At 46.0% G+C, this 22,099-nt stretch carries 21 protein-coding genes; 14 read left to right on the plus strand and 7 right to left on the minus strand.

Features of this window, described 5'->3' with window-relative positions:
* Positions 1 to 239 precede the first annotated feature (239 nt).
* Both OCU21_RS06830 and OCU21_RS06835 read left to right on the plus strand, forming a co-directional pair.
* Complete coding sequence (locus OCU21_RS06830) at positions 240 to 653, plus strand: DUF948 domain-containing protein (protein ID WP_261806689.1); 414 nt, start codon at positions 240 to 242, stop codon at positions 651 to 653.
* Between the two features lie 19 nt (positions 654 to 672).
* Entirely contained in the window at positions 673 to 1,344 is a 672-nt protein-coding gene (locus OCU21_RS06835) for a YtxH domain-containing protein (protein ID WP_261806690.1), read from the plus strand.
* Between the two features lie 90 nt (positions 1,345 to 1,434).
* Here OCU21_RS06835 and OCU21_RS06840 read toward each other — a convergent pair whose 3' ends face one another.
* The gene (locus OCU21_RS06840; RefSeq protein ID WP_261806691.1) at positions 1,435 to 2,538 is read right to left on the minus strand and encodes an aminopeptidase P family protein; all 1,104 of its coding nucleotides are present in this window, start codon (positions 2,536 to 2,538) and stop codon (positions 1,435 to 1,437) included.
* A gap of 193 nt (positions 2,539 to 2,731) precedes the next feature.
* Here OCU21_RS06840 and ccpA point away from each other — a divergent pair, with 193 nt between their 5' ends.
* Complete coding sequence (gene ccpA, locus OCU21_RS06845; RefSeq protein WP_261806692.1) at positions 2,732 to 3,733, plus strand: catabolite control protein A; 1,002 nt, start codon at positions 2,732 to 2,734, stop codon at positions 3,731 to 3,733.
* Positions 3,734 to 3,908: 175 nt separating this feature from the next.
* On the opposite strand, the gene OCU21_RS06850 is transcribed toward ccpA, so the two are convergent.
* Entirely contained in the window at positions 3,909 to 6,623 is a 2,715-nt protein-coding gene (locus OCU21_RS06850) for a transglycosylase domain-containing protein (RefSeq protein ID WP_261806693.1), read from the minus strand.
* Between the two features lie 566 nt (positions 6,624 to 7,189).
* Here OCU21_RS06850 and OCU21_RS06855 point away from each other — a divergent pair.
* The 6 genes from OCU21_RS06855 (at position 7,190) to OCU21_RS06880 (ending at position 12,586) form a co-directional block, all read left to right on the plus strand.
* Complete coding sequence (locus tag OCU21_RS06855; protein ID WP_261806694.1) at positions 7,190 to 7,654, plus strand: ASCH domain-containing protein; 465 nt, start codon at positions 7,190 to 7,192, stop codon at positions 7,652 to 7,654.
* A gap of 205 nt (positions 7,655 to 7,859) precedes the next feature.
* The gene (locus tag OCU21_RS06860; protein ID WP_261806695.1) at positions 7,860 to 8,567 is read left to right on the plus strand and encodes a Firmicu-CTERM sorting domain-containing protein; all 708 of its coding nucleotides are present in this window, start codon (positions 7,860 to 7,862) and stop codon (positions 8,565 to 8,567) included.
* Positions 8,567 to 9,169 (plus strand): exosortase XrtG, encoded by a 603-nt coding sequence (gene xrtG, locus OCU21_RS06865; protein WP_261806696.1) that lies wholly within the window; start codon positions 8,567 to 8,569, stop codon positions 9,167 to 9,169. Before OCU21_RS06860 ends, xrtG begins: the two co-directional genes overlap by 1 nt.
* Positions 9,166 to 10,542 (plus strand): TIGR03111 family XrtG-associated glycosyltransferase, encoded by a 1,377-nt coding sequence (locus tag OCU21_RS06870; RefSeq protein ID WP_261806697.1) that lies wholly within the window; start codon positions 9,166 to 9,168, stop codon positions 10,540 to 10,542. Before xrtG ends, OCU21_RS06870 begins: the two co-directional genes overlap by 4 nt.
* Positions 10,520 to 10,885, plus strand: coding sequence for a 6-carboxytetrahydropterin synthase (locus tag OCU21_RS06875; RefSeq protein ID WP_261806698.1), 366 nt, complete (start codon positions 10,520 to 10,522; stop codon positions 10,883 to 10,885). The genes OCU21_RS06870 and OCU21_RS06875 overlap by 23 nt, the downstream gene beginning before the upstream one ends.
* Positions 10,886 to 10,945: 60 nt before the next feature.
* Complete coding sequence (locus OCU21_RS06880) at positions 10,946 to 12,586, plus strand: TIGR03766 family XrtG-associated glycosyltransferase (protein ID WP_261806699.1); 1,641 nt, start codon at positions 10,946 to 10,948, stop codon at positions 12,584 to 12,586.
* Between the two features lie 138 nt (positions 12,587 to 12,724).
* Here the strand turns inward: OCU21_RS06880 and pepV are convergent, their stop codons facing one another.
* From pepV to OCU21_RS06895, 3 genes are all read right to left on the minus strand, one after another.
* The gene (gene pepV, locus OCU21_RS06885) at positions 12,725 to 14,131 is read right to left on the minus strand and encodes a dipeptidase PepV (protein ID WP_261806700.1); all 1,407 of its coding nucleotides are present in this window, start codon (positions 14,129 to 14,131) and stop codon (positions 12,725 to 12,727) included.
* 24 nt (positions 14,132 to 14,155) lie between these two features.
* A complete protein-coding gene (locus tag OCU21_RS06890) occupies positions 14,156 to 14,521 on the minus strand; it encodes an ArsR/SmtB family transcription factor (RefSeq protein ID WP_261806701.1) in 366 nt (121 codons plus the stop codon).
* Between the two features lie 128 nt (positions 14,522 to 14,649).
* Positions 14,650 to 16,050 (minus strand): glycerophosphodiester phosphodiesterase, encoded by a 1,401-nt coding sequence (locus OCU21_RS06895; RefSeq protein WP_261806702.1) that lies wholly within the window; start codon positions 16,048 to 16,050, stop codon positions 14,650 to 14,652.
* Between the two features lie 118 nt (positions 16,051 to 16,168).
* Here OCU21_RS06895 and OCU21_RS06900 point away from each other — a divergent pair, with 118 nt between their 5' ends.
* From OCU21_RS06900 to OCU21_RS06915, 4 genes are all read left to right on the plus strand, one after another.
* Positions 16,169 to 16,483 (plus strand): hypothetical protein, encoded by a 315-nt coding sequence (locus OCU21_RS06900; protein ID WP_261806703.1) that lies wholly within the window; start codon positions 16,169 to 16,171, stop codon positions 16,481 to 16,483.
* Positions 16,484 to 16,635: 152 nt separating this feature from the next.
* Positions 16,636 to 17,475 carry a YutD family protein gene (locus OCU21_RS06905; RefSeq protein ID WP_261806704.1) on the plus strand — a complete coding sequence of 280 codons (840 nt, stop codon included), beginning with the start codon at positions 16,636 to 16,638 and terminating at the stop codon, positions 17,473 to 17,475.
* 152 nt (positions 17,476 to 17,627) lie between these two features.
* On the plus strand, positions 17,628 to 18,422 hold the full coding sequence (locus OCU21_RS06910; RefSeq protein WP_261806705.1) for a TIGR01457 family HAD-type hydrolase: 795 nt from the start codon (positions 17,628 to 17,630) through the stop codon (positions 18,420 to 18,422).
* Positions 18,419 to 19,066 (plus strand): TIGR01906 family membrane protein, encoded by a 648-nt coding sequence (locus OCU21_RS06915; RefSeq protein ID WP_261806706.1) that lies wholly within the window; start codon positions 18,419 to 18,421, stop codon positions 19,064 to 19,066. Before OCU21_RS06910 ends, OCU21_RS06915 begins: the two co-directional genes overlap by 4 nt.
* A gap of 620 nt (positions 19,067 to 19,686) precedes the next feature.
* Here OCU21_RS06915 and OCU21_RS06920 read toward each other — a convergent pair.
* Positions 19,687 to 20,208: a phosphatidylglycerophosphatase A family protein gene (locus OCU21_RS06920; RefSeq protein WP_261806707.1), complete on the minus strand. Its 522-nt coding sequence runs from the start codon at positions 20,206 to 20,208 to the stop codon at positions 19,687 to 19,689.
* 33 nt (positions 20,209 to 20,241) lie between these two features.
* A complete protein-coding gene (locus tag OCU21_RS06925) occupies positions 20,242 to 21,228 on the minus strand; it encodes an NAD(P)/FAD-dependent oxidoreductase (protein ID WP_261806708.1) in 987 nt (328 codons plus the stop codon).
* Positions 21,229 to 21,442: 214 nt separating this feature from the next.
* On the opposite strand from OCU21_RS06925, the gene OCU21_RS06930 reads away from it, so the two are divergent.
* Positions 21,443 to 21,841 carry a CvfD/Ygs/GSP13 family RNA-binding post-transcriptional regulator gene (locus OCU21_RS06930; protein ID WP_261806709.1) on the plus strand — a complete coding sequence of 133 codons (399 nt, stop codon included), beginning with the start codon at positions 21,443 to 21,445 and terminating at the stop codon, positions 21,839 to 21,841.
* Positions 21,842 to 22,099: the final 258 nt, after the last annotated feature.

Raw genomic sequence — 22,099 nt, forward strand, 5'->3', positions numbered from 1 at the left:
GTTTCCTCCTTCATGGTAAACTTACTGACGAGCCTACCAATTATTTTACCAAAAAATAGTGAAGATTGCGTGGGCATCTGCAACAAATCCGCAACAATTAGTAGCCTGCTGGTTGGCAGGATCGTATTCTAACGGCAGGTACTTTTTATTAAAAGCGATTGCATGTTTTCTAATTGCCGATGAATGTTATTGGTGTTATGCTTAACATACATGAATTGATACCTTAGAGGAGGTTAATGATGTCTGGTGGAGAAATTGCTGGGTTGATCGCGGCAGGTGCTTTTTTGATTCTAGTTATTTTCACGGCTGTTTTCTTGAATCGTTTGAGTAAAGTCATGAAGAATGTTGAGAAAACAGTTGATAGTGTCGATCAATCCTTAAAAACTGTGACTAAAGATGTAAACACATTATCAAGTGAGGTCGAGGGATTACTGGTTAAGAGCAATACCTTATTAGGCGATGTTAATCAAAAAGTCGCGACCATGGATCCTGTTTTTCAGGCGATGGGTGATCTAGGTGAATCCGTTTCTGATTTGAATGCGGCATCACGACAATTGGTCGTTAAGATCACCAATGCTGGTGGCACCGTCGCCAAGGTCAGTGTTGGCCGGCGGGTACTAAGCTCACTGTTATCACACAAAAAAGAAGACTAACAACAAAGGAGTCGTTATCATGGCAAAAAAAGGACATTTTCTATTAGGGTTGGTCGTTGGTGGCGTAGCAGCAGCCAGCGCAGCTTTATTGTTCACACCGGAGGCTGCCGCAGATCTGCGGAAAAAGGCTGCAGAAAAATGTGGTCGGGCACGGGACCGGGCTGTTGATTTCTACGAAGTCGCTGGCGATGCCACAGCCAATTGGCGTGAAGACGCCGCGGCGAAAGTTGATCAAGTTTTGCATGAACATGAGGGCTTACAGTCAGCAGTGAGCAGCTCAAACGAAAAGTTTCAGCAATTGGTCAGCAATTTTCAAGACGCGACAGATTCCTTGAAAGCGCAATTGAGCGATGTGTCACAGCAATTGAAAACCAACCTTAATGAGGTCAGCGAGAAGAATTCAGCGGCGGATTTTGATGACATCGTCTTAGATAGTCAATCAGCATTCCAAGAAGCTAAGGATGATCACGAGGTCGCTTCCGATGCTGATGCGCCAGCTGAGCAGGATCCAGACGTGGCCGAAGCAGTTAAATCGGCAACCGCGGCAGTAGATCCTGAGCAGGTAGATGCTGAGCCCGAAGAAAAGCCACAGTCAGCACCAGAGGCTGAAGCGACGCCTGAAGCTGGCGCAAAGGGTTTTGACTTTGACAAAACAGCACCTAAATTGGACGCTAATCCGACTGAAAAATAAGTATATCTAAAAACGAATACAAAAAAGGCTTAAGCAAGTCAAATTGCTTAAGCCTTTTTTATATCAGAGCGAGCGAGATCACTCATTTTTTCAATGGAAAGGGATATGGTTCAATTCTTTTGAGGTATGGGTAAAGGCCTTAGCACCATTTTCAGTGACATGGACGCAATCTTCGATCCGCACACCAGCAAAACCGGGAATATAAATACCAGGCTCGATCGAGAAACACATGCCGGGTTCGAGTACCAAGTCATTGCCCGCCATGATCGAAGGGAATTCGTGGGTCGAAGTGCCGATCCCGTGGCCAAGACGATGGATGAAATATTCGCCATAACCTGCTTTGGTAATAATATCGCGGGCGATCTTATCTAACTCTGCAGCAGTCAGCCCTGGCTTGACTGCTTCTTGGGCCGTCAGTTGTGCTTCTAGACAGACATCGTAGATCTCTCGTTGCTTTTCTGTCAATTGACCAAAAGCAACAGTTCGGCTGGCGTCACTCATATAGCCTTTATGATTCGTGCCCAAATCAAAGAGGATCAGCTCGTTGCCTACGATCGGATCCTTTTCAGGACCACCATGTGGGTTAGCAGCATTCGCGCCTGCTTGGACGATCGTATCAAAACTCATTTCCATGATACCTTGTTTCATTAGACCATATTCGATCTCGGCTACGACCTCTTGCTCAGTGCGTCCTGCTTGGATCGCGTTAAAACCAATAGAAAAGGCCAGATCAGCTTCTTCGCCTGCTTCTTCCATCAGCCGGATCTCATCAGGCGTTTTGAACAATTTCAAATGTTCGACGAAACGTGAAACATTGCCGGGGAAATTTGCCTCAGGGAATTGTTCGCGAACGGCCTCAAAACGCTGGACCGGCAAACTGTCTTTTTCCAAGCCCCAATTCGTTATTTTTTTAGTCCGCTGTTTGATCAGATCAGCGATCATGGCGAAAGGATGTTGATGATCGAGATAGCCATAGGTATCGCCAGTCCAGCCAGCCTTTTTAGCTGAGTTGACTTCGAGTTCTGGCGCGAATAGGAACGGTTCGGCATCCGCAAAAACAAAAAGTCCTAAAATACGTTCGTGAGGATCAGATACGAAATTTGTAAAGTAGGCGACACTATTAGGGTCACTGATGTAAACGATATCTAGTTGCTGTTGTTGGAGCCATTGTTGCAGTAATTCCAGTTTTGTCATGATAGGGCTTCCTTTCAATAAGACTTCGCTTTCAGTATACCATAATTCCTACCAGCTCAAATGAAAAGAATATGAAAGTCAAAAACGTGAAAACGGTTTATTTTCAGAAGAAAATTGTAAAAACGTTTGCATTTATGATTATACAGTGCTAAATTAATAACTAGGAATATGAAAATCACAGGGAGATCTACTAATGGAAAAACAAACAATTACGATTTATGATGTTGCTCGGGAAGCTAGTGTCTCCATGGCAACGGTTTCACGGGTTGTCAATGGCAATCCGAATGTGCGACCGGATACGCGCGAAAAAGTTTTGAAAGTTATTGAGAAATTGGATTACCGTCCTAATGCGGTCGCTCGTGGTTTGGCTAGTCACCGGACAACAACCGTTGGCGTCTTGATCCCTGATCTTACTAATATTTTCTATGCTTCGTTGGCTCGTGGAATCGATGACGTCGCGACGATGTACAAATATAATATTATTTTGGCTAGTGCGGACGCGGCTAAGAATAAAGTCGATAGTGTCTTGGAAAGTATTCTAGCTAAACAAGTCGATGGTCTGATCTTTATGGGGACCCATTTGTCTGATTCTACGCGTAAGGAATTAGAGCGTAGCAAGACACCAGTCGTTTTGGCCGGGACGGTTGATCCTTTGGATAAATTAGGTAGCGTTAATATTGATTATGTGGCTGCGGTCAAAGAAGCGACTCAACGCTTACTGTCAACAGGTAATGAGCATGTTGCGTTCGTGACTGGCGCTTTGAGCGACCCGATCAATGGTCAATATCGCCTGAAAGGCTATCAAGCGGCGTTGAGCGAAGCTAAGGTCGCTTATGATGAAAGCTTGGTCTTTGAAACGGAATATAGTTATCGCGCTGGTGAGGCGATCTGGGATGCGGTCAAACGTTCTGGCGCAACGGCAGCCGTGATCACTGACGATGAATTGGCAGTTGGTTTTCTAAATGGGGCCAATGACGGTCATACTAATATCCCTGAAGACTTTGAGATCATCACCAGCAATAATACGATGTTGACAGAGATCGTACGGCCTAAGTTGACGTCGATCGCGCAACCGCTTTATGATATTGGCGCAGTCGCGATGCGGTTATTGACTAAGATGATGAACAAAGAAGAGATCGAGCAAAAGACAGTACTCTTACCGCACAGTATTATTACTCGTAACTCGACCAAATAAGTTCTTGATCATTATTAATAAAGCCTGACTAGACTCGTTATTCACGGGTTTTGTCAGGCTTTTTTGCTATTTCTGATTCAGATAAAAAAATATCGACTTCGCTGACCATGATCAGGCGGAGCCGATATTTATGGATCAATGAGCCATTCATCAATCATTCTGATCGAGCAGCCGATCATTGAGCTGGCGGTGTTGTTTCCGTGGTACTTGAGCTTGTGGCCGAACTAGAAGAACTGGCGCTTGAAACACTGGAAGCACTGCTACTGGAGCTGCTGGTAGCTGGTGGATCGACTGTTGTTTCTGTGTTTTCTTCCTCGGTGGCTTCTTTTTCTGCTTCTTCCTCTTTTTTCTTTTCTTCTTCCTCTTTCTTTTCCTCTTCGGTGCTATCTCCACCGATCACATTGCCATTAGCATCCAGAGTCAGAACGACGCCATATTTATTCTTGACGCCTTGTAAATAATCAAAGAATAGTTTGTAGTCCGCTGCAGTACCGCCAATACCAAACTCTGTTCCGATACTCTTTGGTGACGAATTATTGAACAAGGCAGTCACGCGATTACCAGCGATCGCGATCGATTTGCCTTGATATGAAACGGTCCCAGGATTTGTTCCTGTATTGGCCAAGACTGAGTGGCCTTGAACGCCAGCAGGTCGGGTCGTGGTCTGGTCAAGCTCCAATAGACTGGAATCTTGTTGATAGATCGCATTAGCAAGCGCGGCCCAATAGGTGGTATTGATGGTACTGGCGTTTGAACTCAGGTTATGGACATTGCCATAGAAATTGTCATAACCCAGCCAAGTCGCCATCGTGATCCCCGGTGTGGAACCAACGAACCAATTATCGCGATAATCGTTGGTCGTCCCTGTTTTACCATAAACATTGTTGGTATTGAATTCCAATTGCCAAGATAGATTGGCCGCGGTACCACTCGAGACGACCTTCTTCAACATTTCTTGCATGATGTAAGAAGTCGAGTCGCTGAATACCTTAGTTTTTTGGGTTTTATGCTGATAGATCACACTACCATTGGGGGCTGTGATCTTAGAAATCACATAAGGCTTGATATAGTTACCTTGGTTGGCGAAAGTAGCAAAGGCGGCAGTATTCTGTTCGACCGTGAACCCTTGGTCAGTCCCTCCTAAAGCTAGTCCCAACTGTGAGTATTCTTCATTCGTCAGCTCGATCCCCATTTTTTTCATATAGGTGCTGACATCGACTCGGGTATTGTTTCGCAAATAATAGTAGAGATTGACTGCCGGTAAGTTATAAGACCATTCCAGCGCTTCAGTTGCTGGGACGAAACGGTTTTGAACCGTTGAACCGTAGTCAGTTGGTTTATAGTCACCAAAAGCTCGCGGGAAATCAGCTAAAGCGGTCTGACTATTGATGACCTGATTTTCGACTGCAGGCCCATAGATCATCAGCGGCTTGATCGAGGACCCCGGTGAACGCTTGGTCGAAAAAGCGTGGTTGATCTGATTATCATTGAAATCACGGCCACCGACAAAGGCCAGAACGGCACCAGTATTATTATCTAAAACGATACTTCCCGGTTGAACGTTTTCAGTGATCGTGACTTGCTTTTTCAAATTATCATCGTAAGCAGTCTCAGTATAACTTTGACCAAAATTGCCACTGGCCGATTGGGTCACATTTTCAAGACGATCATAAAGGTCTTTATTGACGGTGCTATAAACCCGGTAACCCTTTTGCTTCAATAATTCGTCAGCGGATTCCCAGTAACGGTTGTACAGCTGGGCGTCTTTTTCCACATCCGCGACTTTACGACCATTTTGAACGATCAATTGCTGGATCAAGATCTCGCGAGCCTCTTCCATCAATAAGTTATACATATAACCATATTTAGTCGTTGAGGTGATCGCCGTAGTAGGCTGCTGGAATTCAGCGCGGAGATCGACTTTTTCAGCTTCTTGATATTGCTTCTTCGTGATATCACCATGACGGTACATCCGGAAAAGGACGATATCCTTACGTTTCATGCTGTAAGTCAGATCCTTTTTGACCGTTCCATCCTGTTGATAGGGCGTATAGATCGACGGACTTTGCGGTAACCCGGCGATAAAAGCGGACTGAGCCAAGGTCAAATCTTTAGCAGACTTACCAAACAGGCCCTGAGCTGCCGTTTCAACACCAGCGATATTTTGACCTGCGTTATTTCGACCAAAAGTGGCAACGTTTAGGTACGATTCTAAGATCTGATCTTTGGAAAAATATTTATCGATCCGCAGCGCCAACATGATCTCGACTGCTTTGCGTCGCCAAGTCGTTTCCGAGGAAAGAAGTTGCATTTTGACCAATTGCTGCGTCAATGTCGAACCACCAGTTTGGGTGCCTAGTCCGGTAACATCGGCCAGAACGGCTCGAACCAATGACTTGGGAACGACGCCGGCATGGTTATAATAGTCCTCATCCTCAGTTGCGACGATGGCCTTTTTTAGATAAGGTGAGATCTGGGCGGAAGTCGTTTTAGTCCGTAGCAGATCACTTTTGACACTGGCCAGTTTGACATTTTTTGCGAAATAAAGTTCTGAGGATTGGTTTACGTTCTCGATTTGCCGTTTCATGCTACTGTATGAGGGAACTTTCTCGTGGCTCATCAAGCCGCCAAAATAACCCAACCCAAGGCCCAAGACTAGGGCACCGGCAATCAAAACAAAGGAAACAAAATAAAGAAATAGTTTCCTGATCGTTTGGAGACCGACATTGAGGCCGAAACGCCAGTCAGGGTCGAAGTTCTCTCGTGTGAATTTGCGTCGACAAAAGGCGCTCAGCGTCTGCCATTTCGTTTTAAGAAATGCACCCAGCCGCCGACCGCTTCGTTGTAATTTTTGAATAAGATCCTGCCACCAATTTTGAGGCTCGTTCAAGTGTAGCGCCACCTTTATTAGATACTCTTCAAAATTATATAACATTTCCAGCCCTAAAAGGGGGAAATGGGTGAAACTGTCATTAGATTGTTAAGTTGGTCGATGTTTTTGCTGCATTGCCTGATTACAGATGTAGTTGGGTTTAGGTGGTGACGCAACCGCCTCAGGGCGTTTGTTGTGGCTGGAACGCAGTGGGCATCGTTTGAAGCCAATCCGCAAATACGGCGGCTTGTCTTCAAAGCGAGCCTTTGTCTAAGTAGCTACTGGCGCACCTACAAAGACAAATCTCACTGCTGAAACGTGTTCGCCGACCAAGCTTCTTCCGCTTAGCTACGCTCTTATTCTGGAAGCAAGGAACGCTTCCAAAATAAGAGCTAGGCTAATGCTCAGAAGCTGCCCAGGTCGGCTCACACTCTGAATAGAGCCACACGCCCTGAGGCGGTTGCTGGGCAAGTTTGAGCCAATCTGCAATTGTGCCGTAGTAGGTTACGAAGTTCTGGCTTGGGACGGCAATTGTTTTTTCAGATGAAATCAGCTAGACTTAAAGAAGTTAGGAAGTGAGATCAATGACAAAATTAACCGCCGCTAATTATTGGCGGATGTTTCAAGCAGAGAATCCGCAACTGTCGGCCGATTATCAGGCCTATCAGACTTGGTCTTTCGGCAATAGCGCGGCGATGGCTGATGAGTTACTGGCGCTGGTCTTAAGTGGCGAAAAGCGCGCGACGGCCTCACTTTATCAACTTTATCGTTGGACCAATGAACCTTTACCACAAGTTGGTGACCATAGTATTATTCAAGACGGTGCGCAGACACCGAGCTGTATCATCGAAACTACGGCAGTCACGGTGGTCCCGTTTGCGCAGGTCACACCGGAGCATGCTCGTTTGGAAGGGGAAGGCGATTTAAGCCTTGAATATTGGCGCGAAGTTCATTGGCAATATTTTAGTCATGAGGCCGCTGCGGCCCATCATCATTTTGGCGAAGATGATTTAGTAGTTTGTGAAGAGTTCAAAGTGGTCTACCGATAATTCGGTCTGGACCACTTTTTTATTTTAGTTCATTAATTGTACAATTATGGCATAGACCAATTTTAAAAGTCAATGTTCATATGAATCTGGTTCGGTTCACAATTGAAATAAAAATCACAATATTCCTAATTTGGGGTTCATCTCAGGCCGTTATTATGTTATGCTTCGGTTAAATGGTTGTTTGTTATTTAACTAGGAGGGCAAAATGAAGACGTTTCGAAAGATCGGCGTCGGATCACGGGCGCTATTAGGGATATTGTTAGTAAGTTTGGCATTGCTGGCACAAGCAACAGTTACTGCGCGGGCAAGTACAGTAACCTCACCGATCACGATCGATGGTCGGGTCGATGATTGGGGAGCGCATTCCCAGGGTGAACTAAGTTATACGAATGGCCATAGTAATGTTCGTCATATTGGCTTATTTAGTGATGGTACCTATATTTATTTTTATGTGAACATGAATCCTGATTTTCAAGGAACGGTGTCACATTTGCCCAGTGATGGCTATCATTTGGAGGTCGAGGGTCGGCGGTATTCGATCTCACTGAAGGATCCGGAATTCCGATCACCGTTTACCTCTAAGGTCGGGGAACAACATGATCTGCGCGTTCAGAGTGAAGGTGGCGTTCATTATGCAAATTCTCAGGCGACAGTGCTTCGGTTAGGCGATGGTCAAGGTCATTCGTCGGAACAAGTCGAGGTCAAGATCAAGGTAACTGACCTTAACGCCGGTCTGAAATTAAATCCCAGTGCCCCGATCAGCTTTGAAAACAATACTGCGATCGGTGAGGAAAAAGTGACGTACCAAGGAACTAGTTCAGGCCCAGTCCTATTGGCGGGGATCGGCTTCGTTATTGCATTACTTGGCATTTATCAGGTCCGTCCAAACCACCATCAAAAGAGGTTGTCATAATGAGTGGCTGGTTGTTATTTGGCGTACTGGCTTGGCTTTACGGGCTATCTCTACTTAAACGCGCGCATTTGCCCGCGTTTTATTTTATTTGGGGTAGCGTTGGTTTATTTTTTATTTTGATCGCATTGGCTGATCCTTACTGGATCTGGTTCCAAAAACAATTGGTGGTCCGCGGGGCAGGCGGTCTAGGTCAGACTTTAAAAATGGCTCAAGTATTGCCACGATTGATGCTGATCGAAGTCGTTCATGGTCCGACGATCAATTTTTTGAGTATTGATTATGAGTGTTCCGGTATTATTGAAATGACCGCCTTTTGGGGGCTGGTTGCCTTTTATCCAAGTTTCTCCAGTCAAGAGAAAGTTTTTTATGGTCTTGGCGGGGCGCTGTGGATCTATTGCGCAAACGTCATCCGCTTATTATTGGTCGTGACCTTGGTCTTTTTCGGCGGTGATGCTTGGTTTTTCGCAGCCCATGCTATTATCGGCCGATTAGTCTTTTATTTGCTGGTGATCGTTCTTTACTATCACGTCTTCACCTATTCGCAGGTGTCTCAAGGAGCCTACCAAGCTGCACAACGTTTTCTAGCGGGAGGTAGATCATGACATATTTTATGGGTCTGACTTTGACGCAAATGGGATTTTGGTTGACTTGGGCCTTGATCCCACTGATTTTTGAGATCATTCCGGCGTTATATAGCGCCTTACGTTTGATCGTTAAAACTTTAGCGCAACGCTGGCAACGTCAACCTTTACCCGAACCAGAAAAATTGCCGATGATCTCGGTGATCATTCCGGTACACAATTCAGCAACGACGCTGTTTGCTTGTTTACAATCGATCGCTGAGTCTACTTATCCGCGTGAGTTGATCCAAGTTATCTTGGCGAATAATCAGAGTACCGACAATAGTTTTTCGATCTATGCCCAAGCACAACAGAAATTTGATCTGCGGTTACAGTTGATCGAGACTGAGCAGGGCAAGGCTAAGGCACTGAATGCGGCGATCTATCAGTGTATCGGCAACTATATTATCAATATCGACAGTGATGGCACCTTGGAGCCCCACGCATTGATGAACATGATCCAGCGTTTTGAAAACGATCTGGATCTAGCGGCGCAAACAGGAACAGTTTTGCCTAACCGGCAATTGATCAAAAATAGTGATCGGCTCTGGCGGCGGATTTTCCAAAAGACGGAATATTTTGAATACGCGCAGGCCTTCCTCTCCGGGCGGACGATCGAGTCCCGGCATAATCAACTTTTTACAATGTCCGGCGCCTTCTCGGCCTTTCGCAAAGAGACCTTGATGCAGACCTTTTTATACAATACTGAAACTGTCGGTGAAGACACTGATATGACCTTTCAGATTCGGGATGTGTTGCAAAAGAAAGTTCAATTATGCGCTGATGCTATTTTTTATGTTGAGCCAAGCGCCGATTGGAGTTCCTTATATTTGCAGCGCCAACGTTGGCAACGAGGTGAGTCAGAAGTCACTGAAGCCTATGGTGAGCAAAAGTCAGCAGTCCACCACTTTTTCAAGAATTTTTTGATTCGGCGCATGATGGTGGATCATACCACGCTTTTCCCACGGATGATCTGGTTGTTCGCAGGAATAGTTTTACTATATTTCGGTTATTCTTTAAAGATCTTGTTGCTTTCCTTTCTTTTGATCTATTGTTTGTACGTGCTGATCTCGCTGTTTAACTTTATTAGTGTGGCCTTATTGTTACGGGATTTTCCAGAAGAACGGCGATTTTACTGGTCGACTTGGTGGACGATTTTTTTATTGCCGCTCTACAATTTTGTCTTGGCTTGGATCCGTTATGTGGGGATCATCAATGGTATGGCGATCCCCGCGCGTTGGAATACTAAAAAATTTGGTGATGAGGGTCGGGCGATCGGGCAAGTGATCCACGATGACTTTAAACGACTATTGATGAAGGAGCAACAAGAAGATGATGATACAACACACTTATAAAATAAAATCTTATCTAAATGCTAGTCACGCCGTTAGATGGGCTCAAGGTCAAGGACAAGTGCATAACCATACTTGGGAGATCGTGACTGAATTCAGCGTGGTTGACAATGAGCTGGTCCCCTTCAATGTTTTGGAACGAGCCTCACAGGTTATTTTTGATCAATATTCTGGAAAATTTCTAAATGAGTTGGCGGCTTTTTCTGAGACGAATCCAACACTGGAGAATTTTTCGGCGTTGCTTTGGCAACAACTGGATCAAACCCTGACTGAAAAGCAAGCGTTGCTTATTCCACTTGAAGTCGGTGAATCGCCGACACGTTTTTGTTGTTTAACACGTAGCTGAGCGGATGGCGCAGTCAATTTGAAAAGGTCATCGATCATAAACAATGGTTCAATTGAAGGAGTGAAGATCATCAAACGATTTGCGAATTGGTCTTGGCGTGCGATCAGTCGGATTTTTTATCTCTTTTTGGGGCTGACGTTTTATTTCGCGTTGACATCACCTAATCTGATACTGGGCGATAATAAGGTACTCGGGACCGGAACAACAATGATCACAACGGTGGGTCTATTGATTCTGGGAAGCGTAGCACTGGCTTTATGGGCGTTTGCCGCCTTGCGACATTTTTTGAAAAAAATATTTATTGAAAAGCGGCAGATCACTGCTTGGGTCTGTTTGGGCTTCGTGGTGCTTTTGCAGATCTGGTTTGTAACGATTTTTCATCCCGCGGTCGGCTTTGATGTGGGCGCGATCCATCAAGGCCTGATTGATCCTGATCAGGCGGAGCTTCGGGCCTATTTCAGCATTTATCCTAATAATCTTTGGTTGCTTTTAGTTCAAAATTTCTTGGCGGAGCGATCGGGGACAACGGCCTGGTTATTTTTTGATTACGTCACTTTATTTTTAGTTGATCTAAGCATGGTCTTCAATCTTTTCACGGTCAAGGTATTGGCGCCGCGGCAAGTTCCCACAGCAGTCTATTGCCACGCGCTTTGGCTGGGCTGTTTCCCTTGGATCGTGGTACCTTATTCAGATACTTGGGTACTTCCTTTGGTCTCGGGCTATTTGTTGACCTACGTTATCTGGCGGCACAGCCAATTGCCCAATTTGGTGAAGATCATCGCGGCCGGATGCAGTGGCATATTGGTCGTCAACGCTTATTTTCTTAAACCTTCGGCGCTGATCCCTGTTGTCGCGATCTTGATCGGAGAACTTGTTCAGCTAGCCCGGCGTTTCTCAACAAAATCAGACCAATCATTGCTTGGCCAGAAATTTTGGTCCCATTGTTTGATCATACTGGCATTGTGGAGTGGATTTGCAGGCAGCTATTTCACGATCCAGCGAACGTTGCAGCAACAAACGTATCTAACTTTACAACCGGGACGTGAAATGACAGCTTGGAATTATTTCAGTATGGGTCTAAGTGGCGTTGGTGGCTACAATGGTCAGGACGTGCTTGCTTTAAATCGCTTGCCCAGCAAAAAAGCGCGCACGGCCTATTCACAGAAATTGATTCGCCAACGATTGAAAAAGCATGGCTTTATTGGCTATCTACGTTTCTTATTCAATAAACAGCGCGCTAACACAGCAGATGGGACCTTTGCTTGGGTCAAGGAGGGCCATTTCTTTGCTGAGGAAGGTGTTCCTGAGCAAAAAGGGGCCATTGGTCAATTGCGAAATCTATTTTATTTGAATGGGCGCTATCTAGGCGATTTTCGTTTTTGGGCGCAACTGATCTGGATCAGCGGATTGACCGTGATCTTTTTGGGATGGCGCCGGCGCGATTTGATCACCCAAATTTTGCGCTTGACTTTCATTGGCGGCTGTTTGTTCCTGCTGATTTTTGAAGGTGGTCGTAGCCGTTATTTGATTCAATTTTTGCCGATCTTCTTGTTATTGATCCCTTTACTGGGACCAACCGCTTTGGCACAGTGGCAGCGGCTATTTTCGTGGCAGAAAATAGATTTTTCTGAACCGACTCCTCTGGTGATCTCACCCAAAAAGGAGTCCACCCAGCCGGCCGGCACAATGATGGAAAAGTGATCGCGATGAGTGGTTTTAGGCCAAACGCAAAGGAGCCGACCATAATACGCGTCATCTGAGCAAAAATAAATAGCGTCGCTTACGCTGAGCATTCAGAGTAGGCGGCGCTATTTTTAGGATCGGATTATAACCAGTAGTTTAAGGCCGAACTAATTCATAGATCGCTTCGGCATAGATCGCGGTCGCTTTAATGATATCTGCGATCGGCATAAATTCATTGGCTTGATGCATAACATTAGGTTGACCGGGGAATTGGGCACCGAAGGCGACGCCACGTTCAAGGATCCGACCATAAGTGCCACCACCGATCACCTGCTCATGACCGGGAAGTCCAGTTTGTCGTTCATAAACAGCCAGCAATGTTTTGACTAGAGGATCATCGCCAGAGACATAGTGCGGTTCTTGCGCGTGTCCGTCGATTTGGCAAGTGACATTGGCCGCAGCGATCGTTGTCGCGATCTGTTGACGGATCCGTTCAGCATCAGTGCCTTGCGGATAACGGACATTGATCAGTACCGAATTGTGTTGGCCTGCGGTATAGGTGAAGATATCCGGACTGGCCGTCAATTCACCCATCAATTCGTCGTGGTGGGCGATCCCTAACTTTTTGCCGCGAGAATCTAAGTGTAGCCAGTTACTGATCGTATTGACATATTGCTGTCCAGCCTCATCTAAAGTTTGTTGGCTTAGAAAAAGTGCCAAGTAAGTCCCGGCGTTAACGCCATCGCGTGGTTCTTGGGCGTGAGCGCCTTTGCCGGTCAAGGTGAGGATGACTTGCTCATCTTGAATCTCGGCGTCAGCTACTAGATCATTTTCAGCAGCAAAGTTAGTCAAGGCAGTGCCCAGTTGATCAAGGTCATGGCCCTTCACGATCGCAGTTGCTGTTTGGGGCACCATATTGGCGCGAATGCCACTTGAGAATCGGCATAATGACGTTGCACCAGTGGTCGTCAATCCTGGCGCAAAGGTCAATTTGAATGAGGCAATCCCCTTTTCACCATTAATGATCGGGAACTCAGCGTCTGGAGAAAACCCGAAGTCAGGGGTCGGTTCAACTTCGAGATAACGATCGATCCCGACCCATTCACTTTCTTCATCAGTCCCAAAAATATAATGGATCTGTTTAGCGACCGGGAGACCCAGCTCCTTGATGATTTTTAGGGCGTAATACGCGGCCATCGCTGGTCCTTTATCATCGGAACTACCACGAGCGATCAGATTTCCGTCCTTGATCACAGGTTGGTAAGGATTTGTTTGCCAACCAGGACCAGCCGGGACGACATCCATATGGCCCAAGAGGCCGAAAATCTCTTGACCAGCGCCATATTGGACCCGACCGGCCACATTTTCCACATTTTTTGTTACAAAGCCATCGCGTTCAGCAATCGCTAACATTTGAGCCAGCGCCTTTGCCGGACCGGGCCCTAGCGGTTGATCCGCCGTTGCGTGCTCGATATCACGTTCACTGGGGATCTCCAAAATACTGATTAGATCTTTTAAAAGATCGTCCTGCCGTGCTGTTGCTTCCTTTAACCAATCAACCATGTAAATCTGCCTCTTTTCTAAAAATTATTCATTGATGTGTTCAATGACTTGCTTGAAGATCGTCATCACGTGGGCGTCTGCTAATGAATAATAGATTTCTTTCCCACTTTTGCGGAATTTGACCAATTTGGCCTGTTTTAGCAGACGCAATTGGTGCGAGACGCTTGATTGCGACAACGCTAAAACCGCCACGATATCATAAACGCGTAGCTCCGATTCAAATAGGGCATACAAAATCTTGGCCCGCGTGGGATCACCTAGGATTTTGAACAATTCGCTGATTTGCGTCATTGTTTCTGTTGGCGGTAAAGTTGCCGTGACCTCATGGACCAAAGCTTGATGGTCGATCGCGGCTGTTTCATTTTCTGATTCCCGATCGGTTACATTCATTGACAGACTCCTTAAGTGTTGACACCATCTCTTGATTATAACGAATCAGACCCCGATTCGGCTACTGATTTCGCCGAAAAACTTGTTTCCGTTGCTCTGCTGGTTTTGATCAGCGCTACGAAGATGGGTCAGGTTTGATTTGCTGGGGCTAAAGCCACGCTCAAATTATCGGTAGCCAGAGGAGGTAGGTCACCGCTGATTTCTGTGGCTGGGCGTCGCCGCGCTAGTGGCCAGGTCAACGTCGGGTGCGCCAGTTTGCTTTGTGGCGGTAATTTTTGATAATCCCGCCAGGCCTGACTATGTTCAACAAAAGAAACGGTCCCGGGTTGCGCCCGGATCCAGCCTTGTTGAACTTGAAACCAAAGGGTCGCACCATTCAATTGGACGGCTGTGATCTGATAGTTGGTGGCAGTCGCTAAATGATTCCCATTGGCTTTAGGCGCGAAGGGGCGATCGTAAAGCTGACGTTGTTCGCGATCCATTCCTGTGGCCAGTCGGAAATATTGGTCAAGGTAGGGTCGCGTCAAAGGCACATCTGCTAACGAATTGAAACCTGCCGCTGCGATAAAACGATTATCACCGATTTGATAGTAGGGCACGCCATGACTGACGACAAAGCTCTGCGCATGATATTCCAGCAAGGGCTGTGCTGCGGTTTTGATCAGTGTAAGGTTGTAGGGGTTCTCATAACTAGGTTGACTTTCATTGGTGATCAAGGCGCCGTCCAAGTCGATCGTTTTGATTTTAGCGTCCATTTTTTGATTGCGGTATTGGTTGCCTGTCCGGGGATAATTGGTCACCACACCATCGATCGGCAAATTGACCAACCAATTCCATTGGGCCGCGTTCTCCGTCATTTGCGCCCAAACGAAGACTTTCTGATCGAGGCGATGCAATTGTTGGATCAGTTTAGCATTGACTAACGTTGAAGAAATATTGATGCCAGTGGCGGTTTGTAAAACTTCAAAATTGATTTTTTTAAGCGTTCCCGCGATAAAGATCCGCGGTGCTTCGGGTAAAAGTGTTTTTAAATTCTGTAAACTCAGCAATGAGAAAGAATGAAACATGACTCGTTTCTCCATGTGATAGCGATGGACACTGGCGGCGATCAGGGCTTCCATATTTTTGGGATTCCCTTTTTTGGTCTTTTTGGTTTCAATCAAAAATTTGGTTTCGGGACGGTTTTGGTAGTAGGCGAAGATCTCATCCAAAGAATGCATCGGTTCGCCATTAGCCTGATGAAAAGTTTTGATCGTGGCCCAAGGTGTTTGCGAGACGATCGCGTTTTGGCCAGTGATCCTTGCCAGATTTCGGTCGTGAGAGACGACTAAGACATTATCTTGCGCCACATGCAGGTCTAGTTCGACATAGTCAGCGCCGTTTTTGAAAGCAAGGTCGAAACTGGCTAGCGTTTCTTCAGGCGCGTTGATGGGATCGCCCCGGTGACCTACGACAACGAATGCGCTGAGCACGGACCAAAGAAATAAGAGTAAACTTGAAAAAATGATTTTTCGAAAAATAATAAACACCTAACTTTATTTAGAATGATCTGTTTGATAGCACGGTTACCAACTGGGGATTTATCGCGAGATGATACCCGTTCGTTGCAAAACATGATACACTTAAACTATTGCTGGAGGGACTTAAATGGCTGAGAAATATCAAACGCTGGATCTGATCGAACAGATCACCCGGAATGATGGTAGTAAATATTACGAGATCTCGAACATGTTTATGAACGGTCGCGCCGAATTGGCGGCCACTCGGGGATTGATCAAAGAGGTGCGCATTTTGCAGTTGAACATCCCACATTCCACTGCGGTCGATGTTTATGAACACTATATCAATGACACTTTTCAAATGCCTGCCGAAGATTTTACAGTTTGGGATGAATGGACCAAGCCTAGCGGTAAGATCCAAGAGACAGTCGCAGAGATTTTGCGAGCCAATCATATCGGCTGATCGTAGCCGTTAAATCAGTAAAGATAACATCTGCTAGTATTATACCTGTTTGTGGGCGTTGGACCAAATGGTGGACCACTCAAGGGCAGATCACAGTTGGATCAAGTCATGGCTACCGATCGTGCGGCGATGATAACAAAGGAGCGTTATTTGTGAGTACAGATGAACTTGACTTGGCATCGTTGACAAGTCAACCTCAGATTTTTAATATGAAGCATGATCAAGACCCTGATTATCAGGGGACGGTGGTGAAAGTTCTTGATCCAGATCATTTGGAGATCGGGACCCGCGCCTATCGATTGGTGACGAATTATCATCATGGCTTTGAACCGGAACGTTTAGGCGAACGTTTTGAGCCGATCCTTAGTAAATACGATTATATCGTTGGGGATTGGGGCTTTGATCAATTGCGATTAAGAGGATTCTATGTTGATGAAAATCGCAACGCTAATCGTGACCAAGTTATTTCAAGTTTAGAAGATTATTTGATCGAGTTTTGTAATTTTGGCTGTGCTTTTTTTGTGCTTGAAAAAAGTGGACCTAATTCTGCGACCAGTAATCGAACGCCAAGTCGACGGCCGCGAAATCGTAGCGGTCAAGAATCGAATCGTGGCAATGGTCGCCGCGGCAATAATAACGCCGCCAGTACCAGCGCAAACGAGCGAAATCGTCACGGTGAACGCCGCCGGGGCAATCATGATCAGAAACCGCGAACGGAGCCAACCACAACAACTGGCGAGCGGGCTCAGCGAACTAATTCGCGTGCGAATCGTCCGAACAAAGGGAAGCAGACCAAAAACAGTGTGGTAGCTAAGCCGGAAAAGGCGGAGCGTTCACAACGTAATCCTGGCCGGATCCGGCGTCAGGCTGATACTACCGCGAAATCAAGCCCGGCCGCGACACCATCAGTGCCAGTGCGTGCGACCGCGGCACAAACGACAGAACCAAATGGTAAGAAACGTTTTCACATTCGCGCGCTCGACCAAAAATGATCGCGGTGGTGAAAAAATTTATCAAATAAACAACGACGAATTTGCTTTGGAAACAATGGTTACTGACCATTTTTGAGCAAAACCAGTCGGGCAGAAATGCGCTCATGACGGTCAGCTGATCGTCAATATGTTTTGATTTTTAAACTAAAAAAATGGAGTTCTTACTTTTGAAACGATATGCAGCTTATATGATCGACCTTGATGGTACTATTTATCGTGGTTCCGAAAAAATCCCGGCCGCGCGCCGTTTTATTGAAAGATTGCAAAAGGCCCAGATTCCTTTTCTATTTTTAACGAACAATACCACGAAGACACCTGCGGCAGTTGTTCGTAATCTAGCCGATAATCATCAGATCTATGTTGAACCGCACCAGATCTATACCCCTTCGTTGGCGACTGCTAGTTATCTAAAAGCAAAGAACCATGGTGATCTCCGCGGTAAATCAGTTTACGTCATCGGGGAACTTGGTCTGGTTTCGGCTTTATTGGATGCAGGTCTAAGTTTGAACGAGACTGATCCCGATTACGTTGTTGTTGGTTTGGATTATGATGTGACCTATCATAAGTTCGAGCTGGCAACTTTGGCGATCCGCCAAGGTTCAATTTTTATTGGTACGAACGCGGATACGAATCTGCCCAATGAACGGGGGCTGGTCCCTGGGGCTGGTTCGGTGATCGCAATGGTCGAGCGCGCAACGCAACAACGCGCCACTTATATCGGCAAGCCAGAGCCAATCATTGTTCAGGCTGCTTTAAGTGTGCTGGGACGGCAAGCCGACGAGGTTTTATTAGTGGGCGATAATTATGAAACTGATATTCGCGCGGGGATCAATGCAAAAGTTGATCAGTTGTTGGTGTACACCGGTGTTAGTAAACCCGAGGTCATTGCAACCAAAGCACAACAGCCGACTTATCAGATCAACTCCTTGGATGAGTGGCCATTATGATCTGGGTAACGTTAAAAAGAGTCCTAGCTTGGCTCGGACTGGGACTCTGGACGATCAGTCTAACTGTCTGTTTAACACTATTGGGCAGTTTTCCTTTATATCTGGCCAATATCCACTGGTTAAAACTGACTGAATTTGGATTTACCACTGGACAATTGATGACGGATTATCGTCAATTGATGGCCTACCTGAATTTTCCTTGGGTCAACCGCCTGCAAATGGCGGACTTTGCCAGCTCAGTTGCAGGGACTCAACATTTCGCGGATGTTAAGCAATTGTTCTTATTGGCATGGCTATTATTATTGATCAGCACGCCGATCGCATTACGGTTTCTATTTGTTTTGCGGCGGCGACGCTCAGGTTATCTTTTACGAGAGCCTGCGTGGCTAGGTGCGATCGTGCCTCTAGTGCTCTTAGGCCTGGCAGCACTTGATTTCGATCGGTTTTTCGTGATGTTTCATCATTTGTTCTTCCGCAATAGCAATTGGCTGTTTGACCCACAAACCGACCCCGTGATCATGGTGTTGCCAGAGACGTTCTTTGCACAGTGTTTTGCCCTGGCATTTATTATTTTTGAAATATTGATGCTCTGTGGCATCGTGGTGGCCAGGCGTTCACGGAAAAAGCTTTTAGCAGCGGTCTGATCAGGATCAAATCATGACAACAATAAAAAAAGTTCCTCCATGACGACCTGCGCGAAGCGACAGGTCGTTATTTCATGAAAGAACTGGATTGAAACGTGCTCACCATCCTAGTTTTTTGTGCTTAATACGCAACGGTTCCTGTGGCAAACTACGCCACTAAAACTGTTGTTAGGCAAATGCTTAGAAGCTGACCAGGTCGGTTCACACTTTGATTTGAAACCTGCTGCGCGAGGATTGGCTGTTGTGCTTAGCCTAGTCATGGTTCCGAAAGCAAAGACCGGCTTTCAAAACCATGACTAGGCTAATGCTCGCAGCCACCCATCCTCGCTCCGCACTATGATTTTGAAACGTGCTGCGCACAACTGACTTCTGCGCTTAACTACGCAAAGATTCCGGAAGCAAGGGACGCTTCCATAATCTTTGCTAGGTTAATGCTCAAAGTCAAATCGTTGTGCTCCGCACTCTGATTTAAACGTGTTCGCCGACCTAGCTCCTTGCGCTTAGCTACGCAACTATTCCGGAGGCAAACCCCGGCCTCCAAAATAGTTACTAGGCTATGCTCAGGAGCTGACCAGATCGGCTCGCACTATGATTAAATGAGGTCGGACTGCGGGCGAAGGTTATTCTGTTTTGAAGATATCAACATCATCTTCCAACTCAGGGTGCGCGTGGGCAAGTCGACTGGCTGCAGCCGCAGCTGTCGCGCCGACGAGATCATCAAGAAAAGTATGGATGATCCCTGGTTCGTGGGCATTCAATTTCGCCAATATACCAGGCTTTACCTTGTCGATGTAACCGTAGTTGGTGAAACCGATCGAACCATAAACGTTAACGATACTCAAGGCCATGATCTCATCGACACCGTACAGACCTTCGTCATTGCTGAGGATCGTTTGCAAGGGTTCCTCTAAACCGTGGTTTTCCGCGAGAACATCGAGCTGGATCCCAGTGATCATCGCGTTTTGAACTTCCCGCTTTTTTAAAACTAATTCAACGCTTTTGACCGCTTCAGCATGCGTCAAGTCGCGAATATAATCCCGTTGAAGAAAAATAACTAAATCAGCGATGTCATCGACAGTGACGCCGCGTGAATGTAATAAGTCTAAAACATGGCGATAAAGGATCGTGTGTTCAGTTTCCATTAGGCTGACCTTCTTTTTGATTTTAGCAAATGATCAATGTTCAAATAGACTAGTGCTATGGACAGGTTGTATCTTGTCAGGATAGATCGTTTGTAGCGCGGTGGTGACCGCGATCGGCGCCTCAGCGTAGCCGACAGCGAGCAAATCTAATTTACCTGGATAGGTGATCGCGTCCCCGATCGCGTAGATCTTGGGACGATTGGTCGCCATTTTTGTATCGACCTTGATCTTCGGCCCTGACAAGGTCAGGCCCCATTTTCGCAAGACCCGACTGTCGGCGGTAAATCCGTAATTGACTAAGAGCTTATCGGTGGTCAGAATCTCATGCTCGTTGGTTTTGACTCTCTTAAGATCTAGTTGGATCTTGCCGACTGCCTGATCTGCCTGGGTGATCAAAAAAGGTGTTTTGATCTGGATCGTGGACTGTTCAAGTTTACTTACGCTTGACTCTAAACCACGAAATTGATCGCGGCGATGAACGATCGTGACCTGATGGGCGATCGGCTCCAGTGCTAAAGCCCAATCGATCGCTGAATCGCCGCCGCCGGCAACGACTACATCCTGATCACGATAAGATTCGAGATCCTGAACGAAATAGTTGAGATAACCAGCAGACTCAAGTTGAGGATCATAAGCAAATGCCAGCCGGCGCGGTGAAAAAGCGCCAGTGCCGATCGCCACGATGATCGCACGAGCGTGAAGGACCCCTTGATCCGTGGTAACTGTGTAATCGCCATCCTCATCTTGCTGGATATCTTGCGCAGATGTTTGTAAAAAAATCTTGGGCGGAAATAAACTCAATTGCTGTTGTTGTTGCTTGATCAGATCTTTAGCCTTGATGGCAGGGATCCCACCAACATCATAAACTATTTTCTCAGGGAAAAGTGCCGCTGCCTGACCGCCTAATTGTGGGAGACTTTCGATGATCGCGACATTGGCGTTGCGCATCCCAGCAAAATAAGCAGCGAAGAGCCCCACCGGTCCACCACCGATAATGAGGAGATCATATTTGTGATCCAATTTTTTCACGCATCCTTACTATATCTAATTAAGTCGAAACTAGATTGAGATTCATACTTGTGCATCTACTTTACCACAATTTGATGATAAGTGGGGTCTCTCGGCCGGGAAAATCACAGGTCGATGTACGGCATTACGTCGAAATACTTTGCGAATCTTTTTTTCCCTGTTAATATAGTAATTAGGCGATTTTGGAAAAAAGGAAGTGAGTTCGATGAGTTATCGGATCGGTGATATTTTAACAGGGCGAGTAACTGGGATCCAGCCTTATGGCGTCTTTGTATTACTTGATGATCAAACACAAGGGTTGGTCCATATATCAGAATGTACCCATAGTTATGTGACGGATCTTCATCATATCGTGCGCATCGGTGATGTGATCAACGTGTTAGTGCTGGATGTCGATGAATATTCGCAGAAAATCAGTCTGTCTTTACGAGCGTTAAAGACAGATCCTTATTTAGTGAAATATCGGCGCAAGACGCATTTTTGGACCAATCATCGGCTTAATTCAGGATTTCGTCCGATCGCTGCTCGTGAAAACAAATGGATCCAAGAGGCGCTGACTTATTTTGAAAAGCGCAACGATCGGCGTCAGAGCGGGCCTCTTTAAAGTTCGATCAGTTTGCTCATGATTGACTAGTTCAAAAAAATCCGTAGTTTTTGTAATTTCTTATTGACGAATGTCTTTGAAATTGATAAGATAGTTTCTGTTGCGAAATAGCAATTATCGAAGCGCTTCATTCGTTGTTCTAACAACCTTTTCTGAAAAAGTTGTTGACAAGGAATTGGCTGCGTGCTAAGATATTAAAGTTGCTGTTGCGACAAAGTAGACCTTTGAAAACTGAACAAAGTTTCGATAAATGTGCAG

Origin of the sequence: Lapidilactobacillus luobeiensis, assembly GCF_024345205.1 — a bacterium.
In the GTDB taxonomy this organism is placed as follows: Bacteria; Bacillota; Bacilli; order Lactobacillales; family Lactobacillaceae; genus Lapidilactobacillus; species Lapidilactobacillus luobeiensis.